An 18,947-nucleotide genomic window follows, 5' to 3' on the forward strand; every position below is an offset into this window, starting at 1 on the left:
TGCCACTCGCAGGCCCACTCCATCCGGGCTGAGCCTGCTGGTAAACGGGCATTAAGCTTTCATCACCGTGATACCTTTTGCTTCCATGCTGTTGACCCAATTCTCATCGGTGTCGCTGTTAATCACGACCGTGTTGATTAATCCCAGGTCGCCGATAACGAATGATGAGGCGGTGTTGATCTTTTCCGGTGACGCCAGCACGACTGTCTCTGCCGCTCTGCCGCTCTGCCGCTCTGCCGGAAAGTGCACGTTTTATGCATGCTTCTTCGTAATCCCCCGTGGTTAACCCCGCTTCGGGGTGCACGCCCGTCACACCCATAAAGAAAATATCCGCGTGAATATTGCTGATGCCTTCAATAGCCGCCGCCCCAACGGTAACAATTGAGTGCTTGTACAGCCGGCCACCAATCAAAATCACCTCGATGAAAGGTTTATCGATCAGCCCCAAAGCAACGCTGGGGCCATATACCGTATTGAAGGCGAGTCTAAAGGGGCTGATATGGACATTGAGGTGGCTCGTCAGCATGGACTGGCGGTGTATTCCCGGCTGGGAGACATTCCGCAGGCATGATGCAGGGAAGCCTGCATCACGTCAACGCAGCCCGTTCACATGACCTGGCCATAATACCAGCGTTCCCCGCAGAACCATTCATCACGGTCTTCGCTGCTATAGTCTTCGAGCGTGATACCCAGCTCCTGTACATTAGCCGGCAGAACGAGTCCCCATTCAGCAGCAAGGCTGCGATCTTTGATCAATGTAGAAGCGCCTTTCTCAGACTGGTGTTCAGTGATGAAGCTCTGGTAATACTCCTCCGAGCGATATAAACAGAGTTCGCTTGTAAACATATCCGGGAGGCATATAACAGTGGTAATCCGTGGCTGATAATTAATATCAGCAGTGGCCTTAATAAGATTTGAACACGCGTTAATTAAAGCCTGAGCACAAGCGGCCCTGGTTTTAAGTTTGCTGTATTTCCCCTGAACAAGATTGATCTCTACCGGGATTTTAAAATTCCAGTAATACTCATCTTCTGAGAACAAAGCGCGTTCAGGGTTATTAAACGTTGTGGCCCAATGGGCAAGCGCGTTTAAGCGTCTGGGTATATTTCTGATTTTAGTGCGAGGATCCCTGTTAAGCCTTCTGCTCATAAATGCCAGCCTTATTATATGCTCAAGCTTTGCCTGAGGGCGACGCTGCGGAATTAATTACGCGGACATCCGGATACTTTTCACTCGCTGCCTCATGGTAAATATCCCCGAGCCAGCCGGGAAGTTCCTCCTCCTCGAGCCATGCCGGGATGACCACATCATAAATCCGGGAATATTTCCCCTCATTGGGATCAACGCGATAAAGCAGCCATTGTTCACCTACTTTTTTTACGCCCATTCGGCGGCCAAAGACATCAAAATGCAGCATACTTCCCCCGAAGTGCCCATATATTTTTTAATGATAATCGCTTCCGAAGATGTTGAACAGGTCAGTATTCGGTGGGCATTTTTCCTCTTGTAAAATTCAGACATAAAAAATCCGTGAAATGTTACAGAGTTGTATCAATGAGTTATTTGCCGACGTTGTAAAAGGGAAGCGGATTAGGACAAGATCCCCGTTTTGTCCGAGTTCTCTTGTGCTAGTTTAGAAAGACAGGGAATTTTATTTATGGAGTAAGTATGGACAAGGACCAGCACGCCTTCGAGGAGCTTCATCCTGAAACGTTGCAGGTAATCGGGGCGGCTGTTGTACAGCTGCTGGCGCGAAAAGAGGCGTTATCGCGCGAGTCGATAGCCGATATGGTACATAAGCTCTATACCAATGGCCTGGATGATGTGGCGGTACAGAGGGCGGTTGATGTCCTGATCCTGGGGTAAGCGTGTTCAGGGCCGTCTTTCAGTACGCCAATTTTTTACTGCTTTGGCCAATAATGTTCAGTTTTAAACTGATTGTCTTTACGCCACACGAAAATGTTAAAATTGCAGTTGATTATCATTATCATAAAAGGGATTGTTTATGAATAAGATGCTTATCATCTGCGCTGTGTTGCTAACCGCCCATGCGTATGCTGCGAATAAACCTGCATCGGAGCTGGTGTGGGGAGAATCGGAAAATAAGCCAGGCCGTTACGCGAATATTTGCCTGGGCGTGGGCGGTGAAGAGAATGAGGAGCTTAACATCTATGACAAGCTTGATAAAAGTGACCCAAAACGACTCAACGATCCTTATTCAAAATCCGCTCGAGAGAAAAATAAAATCATGAGATGCTCGGACATAATATTTAAATTTGATTAGACTGGTTGCCATTTCGAACAATGAGGGCCCGCGGGCTCTCATTGTGGGTTCATTTTATCGCCAATGCGCTAGAAAAATCGATGCTGCGTGAGCACCCCTTTCTTATCAAACAGAAATGCCACCTGTTTTCCGCTACTGTTCTGGCAAATTACCCCATCCGCGCCGGTTTTATCGGTGATGCCCTGGCAGGCCATGCGTGATACGTAAGGCCGGATCTGGCATTTGAGCGTTTTCCCCTCTTCCAGCACCAGGGTATTGTCAGGGGAAATATTATCGACGGCAGGGCGTGGGCAATTTCCTTCCCCCCAGTTAACGCCCTGATGTTGAGGCGGGGAGACACATCCCGCCAGTAATAAAAGTGGCAACAGATACTGATATTTCATATTGATTTTCGTTTGTCCGTTAATGTCATTGTCTGATGGCAGGGCAGGGCACAATAATAGACATGTTTCTTCTGCCTTTCTCTACGATCAAGAATACGTTCAACTGTATCCGAGGTTAACATGTTTATTGCGATGTATGAATTTGTCGTCAAAGCTGGCCAGGAAGAGGCGTTTATTCGCGCGTGGGCTAAAAGAACCGAAGGGATTTATCGGTTGAGTGGCTCTTTAGGTTCGCGCCTGCACAGGAATCAAAATGGAAATTTTATAGGCTATGCCCAATGGCCTTCCCGGGAAGTCTGGCGTCAAATCGGAAGCTCTCCGCTAAATAACGGCCATCACCTGGAATACGATCTGGCGAGCCAGCAAATGCAGGCCTGCCTGGCCATCCCTTCAAAAACATTGTTTGAAATGCAGGTTGAAGAGGATTATTTGCGATCGAAACAGTTTCAAAGCCAGCGCTGAAGATAGAATAACGTCGTGCTCTGGCTTGTGCGGGGGGATTTCAATCCCAAAAGGAGAGGGAAATAGTCCATGTCTAAGCGACTCACTGACTACCAAAAGAAATATGCCAATGCCCAGGTATGGGCATTTGGCGATTCGCCTGAACTGGCTGACGAGCTGGTGGATTTAGTTTTAAAGGGGCGTAAAACAGCGACATGCTCCGCGGCTCCAGTCCATGAGAGCGGGGATGAAGCTCCCGTGCCCGGTGGATATAGCATTATTCTAAACGGCAGCGGGGACCCGGTGTGTGTTATCCAAACGCTGTCTGTAATGACTCTGAAGTTTTCACAGGTCAGTGCAGAGCAGGCCCGCAAGGAGGGGGAAGGGGATTTAAGCCTTTCCTGGTGGCGGCGCGAGCATCAGCTCTTTTTTGAGCGAAATGGCGAATTTTCTGAAGATATGCCCTTAATATTTGAAGAGTTTATGCTGGTGGAACGCATTTCACCGGAAGCTAACCTGTAACGTGAGCTGTTCCAAAAAGCGTGAAAAATTATTTTGCTATTTTTAGTCGCCGATGGCGTTAAATGCTACTGTAAGATCAAACAGATAAGCTGGAGGCGAGATGGATAAAAAAGCAAAAGATGAAGTGTTGTATCAGGAGATGTGCCGCGTGGTAGGCAAGGTGGTGCTGGAAATGCGGGATCTTGGGCAGGAGCCTAAACATATCGTGATTGCCGGCGTGGTCAGAACCATGCTGGCAAATCATAAAATCAAACGCTCCCCGCTGACCAGTGAAGCGATGGAGCAGGTGATCAAGGCGCTTGGCTATGAAGTTTAGCCGGCGGCCGTCGAGACTATAACCCCTGCAGGAATTGCCAATGATTGCCAATATTCTTATCGGCCTGGTGGCTGTGATTCACCTTTATATTCTGGTGCTTGAAATGGTGCTGTGGGATAAGCCTGCGGGGAGAAAGGCTTTTGGGTTGTCTCCCGAGTTTGCGCGTCAGTCGAAAACCCTGGCGGCGAATCAGGGGCTGTACAACGGCTTTTTAGCGGTAGGATTAATTTATGGGCTGCTGGCGGCGAGCAGCGGCTATGAATTTAAACTGTTTTTCCTTATTTGCGTGCTGGTCGCTGGTTTATTTGGCGGTTTAACCGCCAGCAAAAAAATACTTTATGTACAGGCCGCACCTGCGGCATTGGCGTTGATTGCATTATTCGCGGGAATATAATCGAAAAAACCCGGCAAACGCCGGGTCACCATAAGGCTATCATCATTAATATAATTGGTGATCGACCGGATCTTTTTTTGAGTGGTTCCGGCCCCTCCAGTGGAGGAGAAATATAGGCATATTTCGATAGCGGAATGAGGGTTCATCAAGCTACCGAAGGCAAGAAATTATCCTGAGTTGTTATGGTTAGCAAGGGCCACATGATATTTTTTTTCGACGATGAGTTATAAAACTAAATTTTCCAGAATAATCGGTCTGAGCAAACGTCTAAGATTCGTCTACGCTTTAAAGGTAAGTCGTTTTTTAGCATGGATTAACCGAATTTATCAGGAGTTTATATGGGGTTTTGGCGAGTCGTTTTCACAATTATCCTGCCACCATTGGGTGTGCTTATCGGCAAAGGTTTTGGCTGGGCCTTCATCCTCAATATCATCCTTACCCTGCTGGGCTACTTCCCCGGCCTGATTCATGCGTTCTGGGTGCAAACCCGGGAATGACCTGCCCGGCCACTGTCGGGCCACCTTCGGCCCGGAAAAGATGACTGTTTTTGTAACCCACTTCTGGCCCACTTTTGTGGGCTTTTTATTTCCTGCAAATTTAAAAGAGTTCATCTTTGCCGAGAAATAGCGGTTTTGTTTATCGTCTATTAAGGTTTTCTTAATATTCCCGACATCATTAAATAGTCAAAATAATTACGTCTGAAATTAATTTCTTAATGGTTATTTTTCTTTTAAAACAAGGATGTACAAACCGTTACACGAAAGTGCTGGGCATTATGTATGGGTAATCCGCTTTATTGAGGAAGCGTTTATTTTTGCCATCTTACTATGCTCGTGTTTTCACTCCTGAGGTTATAATAATGAGTCAACTTTTGATTACCGGTGCGACAGGTTTCCTGGGCGGCGCGGTTTTAGCCCGATCCCTCTCTGAATCATCTTTCAATTCCGTATTGTTATTGGTGCGAGCGAACTCTCCTCAGGAGGGCGTGGCCAGAATCAGAAATAACCTTGCTAATTTCGGCTGTACTGAAGCACAGCTGGCACAAATTAACCCGGAAAATATATTGCTGGGTGATTTAGCCGAGCCTGAGCATTTTCTCGATGATGAAAGACTGTCCAGCGTCACGCACGTTGTTAACTGTGCGGCGGTTGCATCGTTTGGCGAGAATGCGCTGATCTGGAAGGTAAACGTCGAGGGTACGTTACAGTTTGCTCGCCGTATGTCCCAGGTGAAGGGCCTGCAGCGTTTCCTGCACGTCGGCACCGCGATGTCCTGTGTACCAGATGCAGGTACGCTGGTGACCGAAAGTATGTCGAGCAAGCCAGAAGAAGAGCACCTGGTGCAGTACACCTGGTCTAAATCTACCATCGAACGCATGATGTCCGAGCAGTTCCCGCAGCTGCCGCTGGTTATCGCTCGTCCGTCCATCGTGGTCGGCCACAGCGAGCAGGGCTGCCGCCCGTCCAGCAGCATCTTCTGGGTCTTCCGCATGGTGCTGATGCTCGGGAAATTCATGTGCTCCCTGGATGACAAAATCGACGTTATTCCGGTGGACTATTGCGCAGAAGCGCTGCTCCTGCTGGCGAAGAGTGATTCGCTGAAAGAGAAGATCTACCATATCTCCGCCGGGGATGTGAGCAGCATTCGTTTTGCTGACATCGATGAAGCGATGTCCAGCGCGCTGAACCAGACGCCTATCTTCTCCAATTACGAGCAGGTGGATTACAGCGAACTGGTGAAGAGCCGCAGAAGCTTCAAATCCATTTACGGGCCGTGCAATGAGCGTTTGATGCTGCGTGCGATGCGCCTGTACGGGGAGTTCTCTATGCTGAACGTCCGTTTCTCCAACGAGAAGCTGCTGGATTTAGGCATGTCTCCGCCACCGCGCTTTGTGGATTACATCAGCCGCTGTGTGGAAACCACCCGGGATTATTCGATTCCTGAGCTGATGAAGGTCGACTTCAAATAATAAACAGGGAGCGCAGGCTCCCTTTTTAATTTGTGCGTAATATTAAAGGGAGCCTTGGCTCCCTTTTTACGTTTAGCGAATTACCACTTCATTTCGCCGGTATTCACTTTGGCGCTCATCTCCAGCGAGCTTTCATCGGCCAGGCCCGGATATTTTTGCTTCATCTCAGCAATTACCGGGGCACTTTTGCCTTTCTTCAGCGCCAGCTCAAAGTCGGCTAAATAGTCGCCGGTGAAGACCACCGGGGCCGCCCCTGGATTGACCTTGCCAATATAGTGTCCCGGGATCACGCGCTGCGGCTTCAGGGCCGCCATTTCATCCAGCACATCGCGCCACTCCTGGCGGGCGGCTTTGGTCTGGGAATCGGCGGTCCAGACGTGAATACCAGAGCTGACGCCGACGCCGCCGAGGATCGTTTTATTGGCCGGGATCCACAGATACGCCGCGTGAGAAGCGGGCTGGCGCAGCTCAATTTTTTCGCCGTCAACGGTAAAGGTTGTCGCGTGCGTCACCTGCGGCACAAAGACCTCTTTCGGCGCGCCATCTTTCAGGATAGGGCCCCAGTATTTGAGCTTCTCTGCTTTAGTTTTGTTGATATGGTCCACGACCAGCGGTGTGGCCTCAATTTTCACCTGCGGATAAGCCTTAACAATCGGCTCCAGGCCAAAGTAGTAATCCGGGTCGCCGGCGGTGATGAGAACGCGGGTCAGTTTTTTGCCGCTGTGCTGAATCATCTTCACCAGCGCTTCACCGTCTTTGACGCTGAACTGGGCATCTACCAGCGTGGCTTCCGTTGGGCCGCTGACAAGCGTAGAGGTGACCGGGAAGACGCCCTTATCCTGAGGGTTATAAACATCAAGCGTTAGCGGGGCGGCAAAACTTGCGCTGCTGAATAACAGCGTGGCGGTCGCGGCGGCAAGGGTGTGAGTTTTCATCTGCTATATCCTGATTAACTGAATCAATGGGTCCGGTTGGGAATGAGAAACAGTGTAAATTGCATTTTGTGAATCGTAATGGCCTTATTCAGGTAATATGAGTTTCATAAATCGAACAGATGGGCGAAGGAATGGACAGAATCATTGCTGCAAAAGTCTATACCCGCATTTGCGAGCTGGGCAGCCTGAGTGCGGCGGCGCGAGCGTTAAATATGTCCCGGCCAATGGTTAGCCGCTATCTCGAGCAAATGGAGCACTGGGCGGGAGAGCGGCTGCTGCACCGATCCTCCCGGAAACTGACGATAACGCCCACCGGTGAGCGGGTGCTGCAGCAAACCCGGGCGCTCAACGAGGTGGCGGAAAATATTGCGGCGCAGAAGCAGCAGGATTTGCCTTCGGGTACCCTACGGGTGGCCTGTTCACAGTTTGGCGCCCGGTATTACATTGTGCCTTTCTTGTCCGATTTCCTGCGCGACTATCCTGACATTAGAGTGGAGCTGCACGTTAGCAGCCAGGCGGTGAATATGATTGAGGAGCGTATCGATCTGGCTATTCGCATTACCAACGATCTCGATCCCAATATTATTGCCCGCCGTCTGGGGGAATGTGACTCCCGGCTTTATGCCTCGCCGTCCTACATTGAGAAAAGAGGGATGCCCCGCACGCCGGGCGATCTTGAGCACCACAATTGCCTGCAATATAGCTATTTCCTGCGCAATATCTGGCAAATGGTGGATGAAAACGGCGAGCCGCTGAACGTTGAGGTTAGCGGTAATTTTAGTGCCAATGACTCTGTCGTGCTGATGGACGCGGTAGCGGACGGGGTGGGGATTGCCATGCTGCCGGTTCAGGATGCGAAGCCACGGTTCGAGAGTGGAGAACTGGTTAAGGTGCTTGAGGCCTGGCCGCCGCGTTCGATGGGGATCTACGGTATATACCGGAGCCGGAGCTATCTGCCTGCCGCGCTGAGGCTGTTTCTTGCGGCGCTGTCGGACAGGCTCGCAAAATAATTTAAGAAAAACCTTAGTTTCAGCTGGCCATACCGTTTACTTTTTGCCCCAGGAATGTTCTGATCTTGCGGCGAAAAAGTGAGGGGAGCAGCAATGTTTCAATTAAAACCGGGCGGCCTGGCGATGATTATCGGCGCGCGTACCGCCGCCGGGCGGGTGAATATTGGTAAAGCGGTTGAACTGTTCGGGCTGTGCCAGCCGGGGGAGCGCTTTGTTAATCCGGTAACCGGCGTGGTGACACAGTTGCCGCCGGAGGCAAACTATCCGCTGTGGCTGGTAACCGGCGAAGTTATTGCCTTTGATGGCCGGCAGGGCTACGCTTTCGTGCGCGCCGAACATTTAATGCCGTTGGACAAAGATTTTTCCCCGCAGGAAGACGAGCTTCACCTCAGCTATTAATCCCGGCAGTGGCGTAAAAAGTCCGCCAGTACCAGCGCATGGTTCTGGTCGGTATTTTTTGCGCCATACAGCAAGGTCAGGATGCCGTTATCGCCATGTCTGGCAAGCTCCCGGGCAGCGTCCTGATGTTGCTCTAGCTCTTGTCTGTAGCTCTCGCTGAACGCCGCAAAGTCGATGGTTTCGCTGTGAAAGGCCTTGCGTAGCTCGTTTGAGGGCGTCAGTTCCTTTGGCCATTCATCATAGCGCAAATCGCTTTTTTTCATCCCCCTTGGCCACAGCCTGTCCACCAGGACGCGGTAGCCATCATCTTCAGCCGGGGCTTCATAGACTCGTTTGCAGCGGATCATGCCTCCTCCTTATCGACGACCTCTAGCCTGCTCAGCAACAGCGGGATCTGATGGTCGGCAAAGACTTCGATGCCGTGCTGACGCAACAGCGCTGCCGCTACGCCCTGGCCCGGCCTTGTTTTGCCTGCAAAGTGGCCATCGTAAATCTTCTGGCTGCCGCAGGTTGGGCTGCCGTCGGTAAGGATAGCAAACAGGCAGTTATTCTCCCGGGCGGTTTGAAGCGCGAGCCAGGCGGCAAGAAGATAAGGTTCGGTGACGTCTTTGCCATCGCTTTCCAGAATCACGGCGCGACCTTGCAGGGCGGCTTCCCCGCTGCCTCCGCTAAGTTCAGCGGGGAGACGCGGCGTTGGCAGTCCGGCGGCGAGTTCTGGGCAGTGGATAACCAGGCGACCTTCAGCCTGCAGTCGGGCGAGGGCGGCGCCAGTTTGCGATTTTTCGCGGCCGTCATAGCGGACTTTGAACCCCATCAGGCAGGCGCTAACCAGTATTTTTGCTTTCATATTCTTGTTCGCAGAAGTGAACCTGACACGTTACTACATTGTTTGCCATGGCGGAAAGAGGCGAAAGACTGCCAATTTTTGCGGTTGCCAGCGTAAAGCAAAACGCCTACTCTATCATTCCTTATGTTGTTCTCTTCCCTCAAACATAAGGCCAACAGAAGCATGTCAGACTCACAGTTGAAATCCACTTTACGTATTGCGCTTATCGGTGATTATAACCCGGCGGTGATTGCGCATCAGGCCATTCCTCAGGCGTTAGATAATGCCGCTGCCGTGCTAGGCATCAGCGCGGATTATGACTGGGTCTCCTCGCTGGACGTGACCAGCCCTGAAGATCTGGTGGGCTACGATGCAATCTGGTGCGTGCCTTCCAGCCCCTACCTGAACGAAGACGCAGCTTATCTTGCCATTCGCTTTGCCCGAGAAAACGGGGTGCCTTTCCTCGGTACCTGTGCCGGGTTCCAGTATGCGGTAGTGGAATATGCGCGTAACGTGCTCGGCTGGGAAGATGCTGGCCATGCGGAAACCGCAAGCGAAGGGCGGCTGGTGATTGGACGCCTGAGCTGCTCGCTGGTCGAAGTTTCGGACACGATTACACTGCTGGCCGATTCCGTCGCCGGGCGCGCCTATGGCAAGACGGAAATTGAAGAGGGATACCACTGCAACTACGGTATCGCGGAGCTGTTTGCCACCGCGCTTGCCGACGAACCGCTGAAGCCAACCGGCTGGGATAAACAGGGCGAGATCCGCGCGGTTGAACTGCAGGGGCATCCGTTCTTTGTGGCGACGCTGTTCCAGCATGAGCGAAATGCGCTGAAAGGAAAACCCTCCCCGTTGGTTGAGGCTTTTCTGGCCGCCGCGGAGAGATAAAACAGAAAGGCCCCTTACCCCAACCCTCTCCCCAAAGGGGCGAGAGGGAAAACAGGCCGTTGAGAATATTGTTTTTACCCTCACCCTCAGGGGAGGGTGAGGGTAAAAAAGAAGCGAATCTGCGGGTTAATTCAGTACCGGGCATAAAGTGAGGCACGGTTCTGGCTTAAATCGCATCGCGGGCTTTCTCTTTAACGAGGTTTCGTCGCCCGGAGAATCAAAAAGGCCGGGCGGCGCATCTCTTTGGCCAGCCGCGGGTGCTGCGCAAGGGTTTCTGCCGTCGGCTTAGTTTCCAGCATTCGGGTGAGAGCAAAGCCGCTGTCGAGCAGGGTATTCACATAGGTTTCCGTGGTGCGATGGTATTTTTGCACATCCTCCATGAACCAGCTGGTGTGGCGTAAGCCTTGCTGGTGGTAGTGATTGACCGGCCAGATAACTTCTTCTTTGTACGGCTGCCAGCCTACCGGGAAAGCGGTGCACATCGGGTGCTCCACGGAGAAGATAAACTCCCCGCCGGGTTTTAACGCGGCAAAGATAGCGTTGCTCAGCCGGGCAAAATCTTCGATGTAGTGCAGCGCCAGCGACGAAATAGCCAGATCCCAGGTTTCACCCTTCGGCGAGAACTGCTCCAGGGGTAAATTGTGGTAGCTGATGTTTGCGTCCTGGGTTGCGGCGCGCGCCTGAGCCAGCATTTTTTCCGAGATATCAAAACCGGTTACGCTTGCCGCCCCGTGGGCGCGGGCGAAACGGGCAAAGTCGCCAAAGCCACAGCCCAGGTCGAGGATCTTCAGGCCATCCAGCGCGGGCAGCAGAGAGTAAAGCTCGGGGATCTCCAGCAGCCCGTTAAGGCCGGAGTCTTGCTCGCGTAACTGACGGTAATTTTCAAAAAATACCGGGTCGTCAAAAATGTTTTGCGGTGCAGATGATGCCATTCGATCCTCCTTGCGGGCCTGCTCAGCCAGCGGCTTTTTCCGCCGCGCCAATCTCTTTCTGACGCCCAGCATAAGCCCCAAAGATGCCCATGACGACAGAAAGTAGCGCGCAACCCAATAAAGGTATTGCCCAACTGCCCGTGATGTCATGAATTTTCCCCATCACCGGTGGGCCAAAGGCGGCCAGAAGATAGCCTACGCACTGTGCCATGCCGGACAGCGCCGCCGCCTGATGCGCGGAGCCGGTGCGCATGCCAATGAACGAGAGCCCCAGGATCATTGCCGCGCCGGAGCCAAACCCGCCGAGCGATACCCAGAAGATGGAGAAGGCCGGCAGCAACCACAGGCCGAGCGTCGCCATGCACCACAGCAGCGCCATCAGAGCGGCAATCCCACGCTGGTCTTTCAGGCGGCTTAAGATCAGGCCGACAAACAGCCCCGGAATGGCGGTGGCGAGCTGCAGAATGCCGTGTATCGACCCGGCCTCAGCTTCGTTGTAGCCGTGGCTTATCAGAATGGAAGGCAGCCAGCCGATAATCACGTAATACACCAGGGAGTTAATGCCAAGATACAGGGTGACCTGCCACGCCAGCGGCGAGGACCAGATACCGCGGCTGTGCAGCGCCGGGTTGCCGGAAAGGTTCATCACCGTGCTGCTGCCAAGCTGCGGCAGCCAGACAATCAGCGCCAGCAGCGGGAAGATCATCAGCGACAGCATTGCCCCGGACCAGCCAAAGCCGTGCAGGGCAATCGGTACCACCATCACGGAGCCCAGCGCGGCGGCAACGCCCATCGTTAGCGAGTAAGCACCGGTGAGTTTGGCGACCTGGCCGGGGAAGTCGCGCTTAAGCAGGCTGGGCAGCAGCACGTTGCCCATGGCTATCCCGCAGCCGATGATTGCCGTGCCGATATACAGCAGTGCGGCGTGGCCGGCGGAGCGCAAAGCAATCCCGGCACAAATGATCAACAGCGCGCCAAACAGGCTGCGCTCGGTGCCAAAGCGGCGGGCGATCCCGGCGGCAAGCGGGGAAACAACCGCAAAGGCCAGCAGGGGCAGGGTGGTTAAAATCCCGATCTGTGCGGTGGACAGCGCAAGTGCATCGCGCACCATATCCAGCAGCGGTGCCGCGCCGGTAAAGGTGACGCGCAGGGTAGTGGCAATCATCAGAATGCCGAGCAGAAGCAGGGCTCGGTTCTGCTTGCTCGCTGAAGTCGTGGAAGTCATGTGTTGGTATCCTGAAAAACGGTAAGGCAAAGATACACGCTTCTGCCTTTTTACGAATCAAGCTAAAATGACAGATTATCGCTAAATTCGGACATGCTATGGAACGTGACCTGGATCTCGAAGGTTTTGACCCGGACAGCATCGTGACGCCCGCGCTGGCATTTCGCATTCGCGCCGCGCAAACCTATAACGAAAAGCCCATCCACACTCACCGAAAAGGGCAGCTGATTCTGGCGCTCCACGGTGGCATCACCAGCGAAGTGAGCAACTCGATGTGGATGGTGCCGCCGCAGTATGCGGTTTGGGTGCCGGGGAAAATGCCGCACAGTAACCGGGTGACGGCGGACGCGCGGCTCTGTTTTTTGTTTATTGAGCCGGATGTGGTTGCCATGCCGCAGGAGTGTTGCACGCTGAAGATCTCGCCGCTGGTGCGGGAACTGATTCTGCGTTTGTCTAACGTTGCCCATGAACATCTCGGCTGCGCGCCCACTCAACGGCTGGTGCAGGTGTTGTTCGATGAGCTGCCCCATCAGCCGGTGGAACAGCTCCAGCTACCAATCTCCTCGCACCCCAAAATACGTGCGATGGCGGACAGCATGGCGAAAAATCTGAAGGAAAAGAGAACGCTGGCCCAGTGGGCCGATGAAATGGCGATGAGCGAGCGCAATCTTGCCCGGCTGGTGGTGAAAGAAACGGGTCTGAGTTTTATACGCTGGCGGCAGCAGATGCAGCTCATCGTTGCGCTGCGTTATTTGATAAGCGGGATGACTGTGCAAAACGTGGCGGAGTCGCTGGGGTACGACTCCACCACGGCGTTTATTACCATGTTTAAAAAGGCGCTTGGCACCACGCCAGGGCGCTATTTAAGCACCCTGGGCGGGGACGATTTTACAGACTAGCCAGCTTAAACTGAGACACGGCGGTATTCAGCTCATAGGTCTGCGCCAGCAGCGATTCCGCCGCTTCGGAGGCCTGGTTCACCATCGCCGCGTTTTGCTGGGTGGTGACATCCATCTGGCTGATAGCCGTGCTGACCTGCTCAATGCCGCTGCTTTGCTCATCGCTGGCGTGGGTAATCTCCACCATCAACGCGGCGACACGCTTCACGTCCTGCACCACGGTGTTGATGGTTTTGCCTGCCTCGTTCACCAGCTTGCTGCCGCTGGCCACCTGATGCACCGAATCTTCAATCAGTTCTTTAATCTCTTTGGCCGCGCTGGCGCTGCGCTGGGCCAGGCTGCGAACTTCGCCTGCCACAACCGCAAAACCGCGCCCCTGATCGCCGGCCCGGGCGGCTTCCACCGCCGCGTTGAGCGCCAGAATGTTGGTCTGGAAGGCGATGCTGTCGATAACGCCGATGATGTCGGTGATTTTGTTGGCGGAGCTTGAAATACCGTCCATGGTTTCCACGACCTGCGCCACTACCGCGCCGCCCTGTTCCGCGCTTCTCGAGGCGGTATTGGCCAACTGGCTGGCGCTCTGGGCATTTTCTGCGTTTTGCTTAACCGTGGCGGTCATCTCTTCCATGGATGAAGCCGTTTGCTCAAGCGCGCTGGCCTGCTCTTCGGTGCGGGAAGCCAGGTCAATATTGCCGCTGGCAATTTCGCTGGAGCGGGTGGAAATCTGGTTGCTGCTTTCGTGAACCAGATGGATGACCATGGTTAACTGCTGGCACATGGTTTCCATCGCGGCCATGACGCTGGTTCTGTCGCCGTCGCGCACTTTCACTTCGCGGGTAAGATCCCCGCAGGCTACGGCGTTGGCAATCTCGGCCACTTCACTTGGCTCTCCGCCCAGCGAGCGGAAAATTGTGCGGTGTACCCACCAGCCGACCACCAGTAACAGCAGCACGGCAGCGCCGGAACCAATCAACTGCCATTGGGTAGAGTTGGCGCTGCTGTGTTGGGCTTTTTCCACCGCGTTATCGGCATAGTCGGCGGAGGCTTTGACAAATGACTCAATGCCTTTTTGGTGGGCGAAAAAGTCTTTATCGGCCGCTTTCAGCTTTTCAAACAGCGGCGTCGGGGCGCCAGAGCGGATAAGTTCCACTAGATCGTTGGCATCTTTAATCATCGCCATCCCGGCATTGTACTGCTCCCCGAGCAGGTTTTGCTGCAGCTCAGGCGGCAGGGTGGCTTTCCAGTAGTCAACCCGCTGATGCCATTGCGCGCTGAGGCGCTTGATTTCGGCATCGGCCTGATCGACGCTCAGCGTGCCTTCCACCACGCGCGAAAGCACCAGACGCAGCTCAATTAAATACACCGGCGCCGGCTTGATGTCGGACATCAGATCTTTGGCCAGCAGGCCACTTTCCGTACTTTGGGCACTTCGGTGGCTGCCGTAGAGTGAAATGGCGGTAACCAGGGCGGACATCAAAATCGAACAGCAAATTAATAACAACAAATTGTGAGCCAGTGATTTCATTTTGCCTCTCCTATTATTTGAAAAGCTTATCGGTCCAGGAGAAGGGAAACTTTTCCGCCAAATCTGAAAACTACCGGGTTAGTCACAAATTTATGCCATAAATCGTCAGTTTTTTATTTTTAAAATAATCACTTAACTCAATTATTTGTTAAATCTATAAGTAAAAGATTTAACTCACGATTAACTAATATGTTTTCTGCATATGCAATGCAGGATTAAGCATTGGCGAGGTGACGGCGCTTGTGCGAGCGTAAAGACATAGCTCGCTCACAGACGGGATAACAAGGAAAATCAATGGCACAGGTAAAGGCTTTAACGCACACAATTACACACAGTACAACGCAACGTAAGTTAACGCTCTCTGCTTTGGCTTTGGCCCTGTCCGGCCTGGCCTCCACCGCGGTTCACGCAGACCAGCTGGCGGATATTCAAAAAGCGGGAGTGGTTAAAGTGGCCACTTTTGACGCAAATCCACCTTTTGGCTCAATAGATGCTAAAACACACGATATCGTGGGCTATGACGTTGATTTCGCGAAAGCACTGGCCAAATCTCTGGGCGTTAAGCTTGAGCTGGTAGCCACCAACCCGGCCAACCGTATTCCGCTCCTGCAGTCCGGTAAGGTTGACCTGATCGTGGCGGATATCACGATTACGCCGGAACGTGCCCAGGTGGTGGACTTCTCTACCCCTTATTTTGTGACCGGGCAGCAGTTCCTGGTGCCGGCATCCGGGCCGGATAAGCTTGATGATTACGCGAAAGGGCGCGTGGGTGCGGTTAAAGGCACCACCGGAGAACAGGCGCTGGTACAGCGTTTCCCGTCAATTCGAGTGCTTTCTTATGATGATATTCCACTGGCGTTTACCGCGCTGCGCAACGGTAACGTCCAGGCTATCACTCAGGACAGCACTATTCTTGCCGGGCTACTGGCCGAAGCGCCGGATAAGGCGAAGTTTAAAATCCTGCCGGATTTGCTGAGCAAGGAAGAGATTGGCGTTGGCGTGAAGAAAGGAGAGCCGGCCCTTTTGAAAGCGGTTAACGACGAGCTGGTGAAGCTGGAACAAAATGGCCAGGCAGAGCAAATCTACAATGCCTGGTTTGGCCCCGACAGCAAAACCCCGCAGCCGCGCAGCTTTAAAATTGTAGCCAAATAATATGTTTAAAAGACCGCCTCATTTGTCCGCAGCTTCGGCTGCGGATTTTTTGCATCTGCAGTCCGCCAGCGTTGAGTTTCGCAAAGCGAGTAAAAACTATGGTGAAACATCCGTCCTGCGCGAGATAGACCTGACGATTGCGGCCGGGGAAGTGGTGGCGATTTGCGGCCCATCGGGCTCGGGAAAATCCACCCTGATACGGCTTATCAACCAGCTGGAGACCCTCAGCGATGGCGATATTTTCATCGATGGCAAACCAACCCGAGAGCTAAATAACAGCGCGCTGCGCCGCCTGCGGAGCCGGATCGGTTTTGTGTTTCAGCAGTTTAACCTTTACGCCCACCTGACGGCGGAGCAAAACATTACGCTGTCCTTAACGCATGTTCACGGCTGGAAGCGTGAGGCGGCGCACCAGCAGGCTCTGGCGCTGCTTGCCCGGGTCGGCCTCGCAGAAAAAGCCCGGCATTATCCGGCGCAGCTTTCCGGGGGGCAGCAGCAGCGCGTGGCTATTGCCCGGGCGCTGGCTTCTTCGCCGCAAATTATCCTGTTTGACGAACCGACTTCGGCCCTCGACCCGGAGATGATCGGTGAAGTTCTGCAGGTGATGAAAGATCTCGCCCACAGCGGCATTACCATGATTGTGGTCACGCATGAGATGCAGTTCGCCCGTGAAATAGCCGACCGCGTAGTGTTCATTGATGGGGGGGCCATTCTCGAGCAGGCGGCACCGGCGCAGTTTTTCCGTTCGCCACAGCATCCCCGCGCCCGTCGTTTTCTGCAAAAGGTACTCGATCCGCTGCATGCCGACGCCAGGGCCGAGCTATGAACAACTACTTTGACTGGGCGGGAGTGTTAAGCGGGGCGCCTCGGGCCTGGCTTATCTCCGGTTTGCTGACTACCGCGTGGGTGACGCTCGCCGGGATGATGATTGCCACGCTGTTTGCCGTTCTGCTGCTGGGGCTACGGCTCGCCGGTGGCCGGGCGGGGCGCTACTTCACGGCGAGCTGGGTTTCCGTTTTTCGGAATACGCCTTTGCTGGTGCAGCTTCTGTTCTGGTATTTCGCCGCGTGGAACGCGCTCCCGCAGAGCTGGCGCGGGTTTATTAACGACGATCACAGTTGGTCTCAGCTGCCCGGCGGCGTCTGGTGGCTGACGCCGGAGTTTCTCTGTGCGGCGTGGGGGTTAGGGGTTTTCACCTCGGCATTTTTGGTGGAAGAGATCCGCAGCGGATTACAGGCGGTGCCGAAGGGGCAAACCGAAGCCGCGCTTTCTCAGGGCTTCTCTGAGTGGCAGCTCTTTCGTACCGTACTGCTGCCGCAGGGCGTGGTCAACGCCTGGCAGCCGGTGGTCGGGCAATATCTCAATCTGATGAAACTCTCTTCGCTGGCCACCGGAATTGGCTTTGCCGAACTCACCAGTCAGGTGCGTCGGATTGAAAGTTATAACGCCCATGCGCTGGGGGCTTTTGCCGCAGGCACGATGCTTTATCTGCTGCTGGGGCTGGCAATGAGCGGGCTGTTTACACTCTTTGCTCCAGGGAAACCTGGGCCGCATAAGGCAGGGGGAATAAAACCGGAGGCACAGCATGGTAGCTAACGTTTCGGTTATTACCGACAATCTCGACTATTTACTGTGGGGCAGAATGGCTCAGGGTGAACCTGGGGGCGTGCTGCTAACGCTGATAATGGCCGTGGGCGCTGGCGGGCTTGCCCTTGTGCTCGGTTTATTGCTGGCCTGTGCCGCCTGGCGTTACGGCGGCATGGTTCGGCGCGTGCTCTTCATCTGGGCCGATCTGATCCGCGGCATTCCGCTGATATTTGTTATCTTCTGGCTCTATTTCCTGCTGCCCGCCATTACCGGGCGTGATTTACCGGGGCCATTAACCGTCACGCTGGCACTGGCCTGGTTCACCTCTGCGGCGGTGATGTACACCACGCTGGCGGCGCTGAATGCGCTGGCGAAGGGGCAAAATGAGGCGGCTATCGCCGGCGGTTTTACGCCGTGGCAAACGCTGAGGCTGGTACTGCTGCCCCTGGCGCTGCGCAACGCTTTGCCGTCATTTGCCGGGCTATTTATCTCGCTTATCAAAGACACATCGCTGGCGTTTATCGTCAACGTACCGGAACTGACAACTGTGGCCGGGCAGGTCAACAGCCGGGTGCAGATATACCCGGCGGCGATTTTCATCTTTACCGGCCTGGTCTATTACCTGCTGTGCAGCACGCTTGCCTGGCGCATCCATCGCTGGCAGCGGCAGGGGGCTACTGCTTACCCACAATAAGGGAAACCAGCCCGGCGGCGATCAGCGGCCCAACGGGTACGCCGCGGAACAGGGCGACGCCAAGGACGGTGCCAACCAGCAGACCGCCCACCAGACCCGGTTGGCTTCCCATCAGCGTCACGCCGCGCCCGCCGAGCCAGGACACGGCAATCCCCACGGCAATCGCCACCAGTGATTTCCAGTGGGTGAAAGAGTGGATCAGGTTGCTGGCGGGCAGGGTGCCGCTGGCTATCGGGGCCATCACGCCGATAGTCAGAATAATAATCCCCACCGTCAGGCCCTGTTTCTCAATCCACGGAAAGAAGGTGTTCAGCGGGGTCACGCGCACAATGATCAGCACGAGAATTGAAACTGCGACGGTGGTGTTATGGCTGACAAAACCTAATCCAGCCAGGGCCAGAAGGATCAAAAGCGTGGGGTCAAAAATCATCATATATCCTTGCCAAATAAGAGGTTCTTCACTTTTATTGTTGTGGCGAATGGCCGGCAGAGATTCTGTGGCCGTTCATCATTCTGTCATTTTTTAGGTCAATAATTGAGCGGTTTGACAGCGGGCGATGACT

General features: G+C 53.9%; 26 protein-coding genes and 2 pseudogenes. 18 read left to right on the plus strand and 10 right to left on the minus strand.

Annotated features, from left to right (window positions below; genetic code table 11):
* Positions 1-51: 51 nt before the first annotated feature.
* Positions 52-466 (minus strand): annotated as a pseudogene (locus tag VW41_08540) (DeoR faimly transcriptional regulator).
* Here VW41_08540 and VW41_08545 point away from each other — a divergent pair.
* A pseudogene (locus tag VW41_08545) lies at positions 461-571 on the plus strand (NUDIX hydrolase). The pseudogenes VW41_08540 and VW41_08545 overlap by 6 nt on opposite strands.
* Positions 572-606: 35 nt before the next feature.
* Here the strand turns inward: VW41_08545 and VW41_08550 are convergent.
* The gene (locus VW41_08550) at positions 607-1,149 is read right to left on the minus strand and encodes a hypothetical protein (protein AJZ89078.1); all 543 of its coding nucleotides are present in this window, start codon (positions 1,147-1,149) and stop codon (positions 607-609) included.
* Between the two features lie 94 nt (positions 1,150-1,243).
* On the opposite strand from VW41_08550, the gene VW41_08555 reads away from it, so the two are divergent.
* The 3 genes from VW41_08555 to VW41_08565 all read left to right on the plus strand — a co-directional run bounded on the left by VW41_08555 (position 1,244) and on the right by VW41_08565 (position 2,284).
* Positions 1,244-1,510, plus strand: coding sequence for a hypothetical protein (locus VW41_08555; protein AJZ89079.1), 267 nt, complete (start codon positions 1,244-1,246; stop codon positions 1,508-1,510).
* A gap of 158 nt (positions 1,511-1,668) precedes the next feature.
* Positions 1,669-1,866 carry a hypothetical protein gene (locus VW41_08560; GenBank protein AJZ89080.1) on the plus strand — a complete coding sequence of 66 codons (198 nt, stop codon included), beginning with the start codon at positions 1,669-1,671 and terminating at the stop codon, positions 1,864-1,866.
* Positions 1,867-2,005: 139 nt separating this feature from the next.
* Positions 2,006-2,284, plus strand: coding sequence for a hypothetical protein (locus VW41_08565; GenBank protein ID AJZ89081.1), 279 nt, complete (start codon positions 2,006-2,008; stop codon positions 2,282-2,284).
* A 68-nt stretch (positions 2,285-2,352) separates the two neighbouring features.
* On the opposite strand, the gene VW41_08570 is transcribed toward VW41_08565, so the two are convergent.
* Entirely contained in the window at positions 2,353-2,667 is a 315-nt protein-coding gene (locus tag VW41_08570) for a hypothetical protein (GenBank protein ID AJZ89082.1), read from the minus strand.
* Between the two features lie 120 nt (positions 2,668-2,787).
* Here VW41_08570 and VW41_08575 point away from each other — a divergent pair, with 120 nt between their 5' ends.
* The 6 genes from VW41_08575 to VW41_08600 all read left to right on the plus strand — a co-directional run bounded on the left by VW41_08575 (position 2,788) and on the right by VW41_08600 (position 6,309).
* Positions 2,788-3,129, plus strand: a complete 342-nt coding sequence (locus tag VW41_08575) for a hypothetical protein (GenBank protein ID AJZ89083.1) — start codon at positions 2,788-2,790, stop codon at positions 3,127-3,129.
* A gap of 69 nt (positions 3,130-3,198) precedes the next feature.
* Positions 3,199-3,630, plus strand: a complete 432-nt coding sequence (locus VW41_08580; protein ID AJZ89084.1) for a cytoplasmic protein — start codon at positions 3,199-3,201, stop codon at positions 3,628-3,630.
* Between the two features lie 100 nt (positions 3,631-3,730).
* The gene (locus VW41_08585; protein ID AJZ89085.1) at positions 3,731-3,946 is read left to right on the plus strand and encodes a hypothetical protein; all 216 of its coding nucleotides are present in this window, start codon (positions 3,731-3,733) and stop codon (positions 3,944-3,946) included.
* A 43-nt stretch (positions 3,947-3,989) separates the two neighbouring features.
* Complete coding sequence (locus VW41_08590; GenBank protein AJZ91906.1) at positions 3,990-4,340, plus strand: membrane protein; 351 nt, start codon at positions 3,990-3,992, stop codon at positions 4,338-4,340.
* Positions 4,341-4,678: 338 nt separating this feature from the next.
* Entirely contained in the window at positions 4,679-4,837 is a 159-nt protein-coding gene (locus tag VW41_08595) for a membrane protein (protein ID AJZ89086.1), read from the plus strand.
* A gap of 362 nt (positions 4,838-5,199) precedes the next feature.
* Entirely contained in the window at positions 5,200-6,309 is a 1,110-nt protein-coding gene (locus tag VW41_08600) for a thiamine biosynthesis protein ThiF (GenBank protein AJZ89087.1), read from the plus strand.
* An 80-nt stretch (positions 6,310-6,389) separates the two neighbouring features.
* Here the strand turns inward: VW41_08600 and VW41_08605 are convergent, their stop codons facing one another.
* Positions 6,390-7,244, minus strand: coding sequence for a beta-lactamase (locus tag VW41_08605; protein ID AJZ89088.1), 855 nt, complete (start codon positions 7,242-7,244; stop codon positions 6,390-6,392).
* Between the two features lie 131 nt (positions 7,245-7,375).
* On the opposite strand from VW41_08605, the gene VW41_08610 reads away from it, so the two are divergent.
* Together VW41_08610 and VW41_08615 are read left to right on the plus strand one after the other, a co-directional pair.
* Positions 7,376-8,254 (plus strand): LysR family transcriptional regulator, encoded by an 879-nt coding sequence (locus VW41_08610; GenBank protein ID AJZ91907.1) that lies wholly within the window; start codon positions 7,376-7,378, stop codon positions 8,252-8,254.
* Between the two features lie 93 nt (positions 8,255-8,347).
* The gene (locus tag VW41_08615; GenBank protein AJZ89089.1) at positions 8,348-8,653 is read left to right on the plus strand and encodes a periplasmic protein; all 306 of its coding nucleotides are present in this window, start codon (positions 8,348-8,350) and stop codon (positions 8,651-8,653) included.
* Here VW41_08615 and VW41_08620 read toward each other — a convergent pair.
* Together VW41_08620 and VW41_08625 are read right to left on the minus strand one after the other, a co-directional pair.
* Positions 8,650-9,000 (minus strand): MarR family transcripitonal regulator, encoded by a 351-nt coding sequence (locus VW41_08620; protein ID AJZ89090.1) that lies wholly within the window; start codon positions 8,998-9,000, stop codon positions 8,650-8,652. The two genes, VW41_08615 and VW41_08620, sit on opposite strands and share 4 nt — an antisense overlap.
* Positions 8,997-9,500 carry a purine nucleoside phosphorylase gene (locus VW41_08625; protein ID AJZ89091.1) on the minus strand — a complete coding sequence of 168 codons (504 nt, stop codon included), beginning with the start codon at positions 9,498-9,500 and terminating at the stop codon, positions 8,997-8,999. Before VW41_08625 ends, VW41_08620 begins: the two co-directional genes overlap by 4 nt.
* 162 nt (positions 9,501-9,662) lie before the next feature.
* On the opposite strand from VW41_08625, the gene VW41_08630 reads away from it, so the two are divergent.
* Positions 9,663-10,370 (plus strand): hypothetical protein, encoded by a 708-nt coding sequence (locus VW41_08630; GenBank protein AJZ89092.1) that lies wholly within the window; start codon positions 9,663-9,665, stop codon positions 10,368-10,370.
* A gap of 191 nt (positions 10,371-10,561) precedes the next feature.
* Here the strand turns inward: VW41_08630 and VW41_08635 are convergent, their stop codons facing one another.
* Together VW41_08635 and VW41_08640 are read right to left on the minus strand one after the other, a co-directional pair.
* A complete protein-coding gene (locus VW41_08635; protein AJZ89093.1) occupies positions 10,562-11,302 on the minus strand; it encodes a methyltransferase in 741 nt (246 codons plus the stop codon).
* Positions 11,303-11,324: 22 nt separating this feature from the next.
* On the minus strand, positions 11,325-12,527 hold the full coding sequence (locus VW41_08640; protein AJZ89094.1) for a membrane protein: 1,203 nt from the start codon (positions 12,525-12,527) through the stop codon (positions 11,325-11,327).
* Positions 12,528-12,625: 98 nt separating this feature from the next.
* Between VW41_08640 and VW41_08645 the strand changes: the two genes are divergently transcribed.
* Positions 12,626-13,426: an AraC family transcriptional regulator gene (locus tag VW41_08645; protein ID AJZ89095.1), complete on the plus strand. Its 801-nt coding sequence runs from the start codon at positions 12,626-12,628 to the stop codon at positions 13,424-13,426.
* On the opposite strand, the gene VW41_08650 is transcribed toward VW41_08645, so the two are convergent.
* Positions 13,416-14,951 (minus strand): chemotaxis protein, encoded by a 1,536-nt coding sequence (locus VW41_08650; GenBank protein ID AJZ89096.1) that lies wholly within the window; start codon positions 14,949-14,951, stop codon positions 13,416-13,418. The genes VW41_08645 and VW41_08650 overlap by 11 nt on opposite strands.
* 294 nt (positions 14,952-15,245) lie before the next feature.
* Between VW41_08650 and VW41_08655 the strand changes: the two genes are divergently transcribed.
* The 4 genes from VW41_08655 to VW41_08670 are packed head-to-tail and all read left to right on the plus strand — an operon-like array spanning position 15,246 to position 18,384.
* Complete coding sequence (locus tag VW41_08655; protein ID AJZ89097.1) at positions 15,246-16,103, plus strand: cysteine ABC transporter substrate-binding protein; 858 nt, start codon at positions 15,246-15,248, stop codon at positions 16,101-16,103.
* A 1-nt stretch (position 16,104) separates the two neighbouring features.
* Complete coding sequence (locus VW41_08660; protein AJZ89098.1) at positions 16,105-16,929, plus strand: ABC transporter; 825 nt, start codon at positions 16,105-16,107, stop codon at positions 16,927-16,929.
* A complete protein-coding gene (locus VW41_08665) occupies positions 16,926-17,699 on the plus strand; it encodes a membrane protein (GenBank protein ID AJZ89099.1) in 774 nt (257 codons plus the stop codon). The genes VW41_08660 and VW41_08665 overlap by 4 nt, the downstream gene beginning before the upstream one ends.
* On the plus strand, positions 17,689-18,384 hold the full coding sequence (locus VW41_08670; GenBank protein AJZ89100.1) for an amino acid ABC transporter permease: 696 nt from the start codon (positions 17,689-17,691) through the stop codon (positions 18,382-18,384). Before VW41_08665 ends, VW41_08670 begins: the two co-directional genes overlap by 11 nt.
* Here the strand turns inward: VW41_08670 and VW41_08675 are convergent.
* A complete protein-coding gene (locus tag VW41_08675; GenBank protein ID AJZ91908.1) occupies positions 18,365-18,811 on the minus strand; it encodes a membrane protein in 447 nt (148 codons plus the stop codon). The genes VW41_08670 and VW41_08675 overlap by 20 nt on opposite strands.
* Positions 18,812-18,947: the final 136 nt, after the last annotated feature.

The organism is Klebsiella michiganensis (assembly GCA_000963575.1).
In the GTDB taxonomy this organism is placed as follows: Bacteria; Pseudomonadota; Gammaproteobacteria; order Enterobacterales; family Enterobacteriaceae; genus Cedecea; species Cedecea michiganensis_A.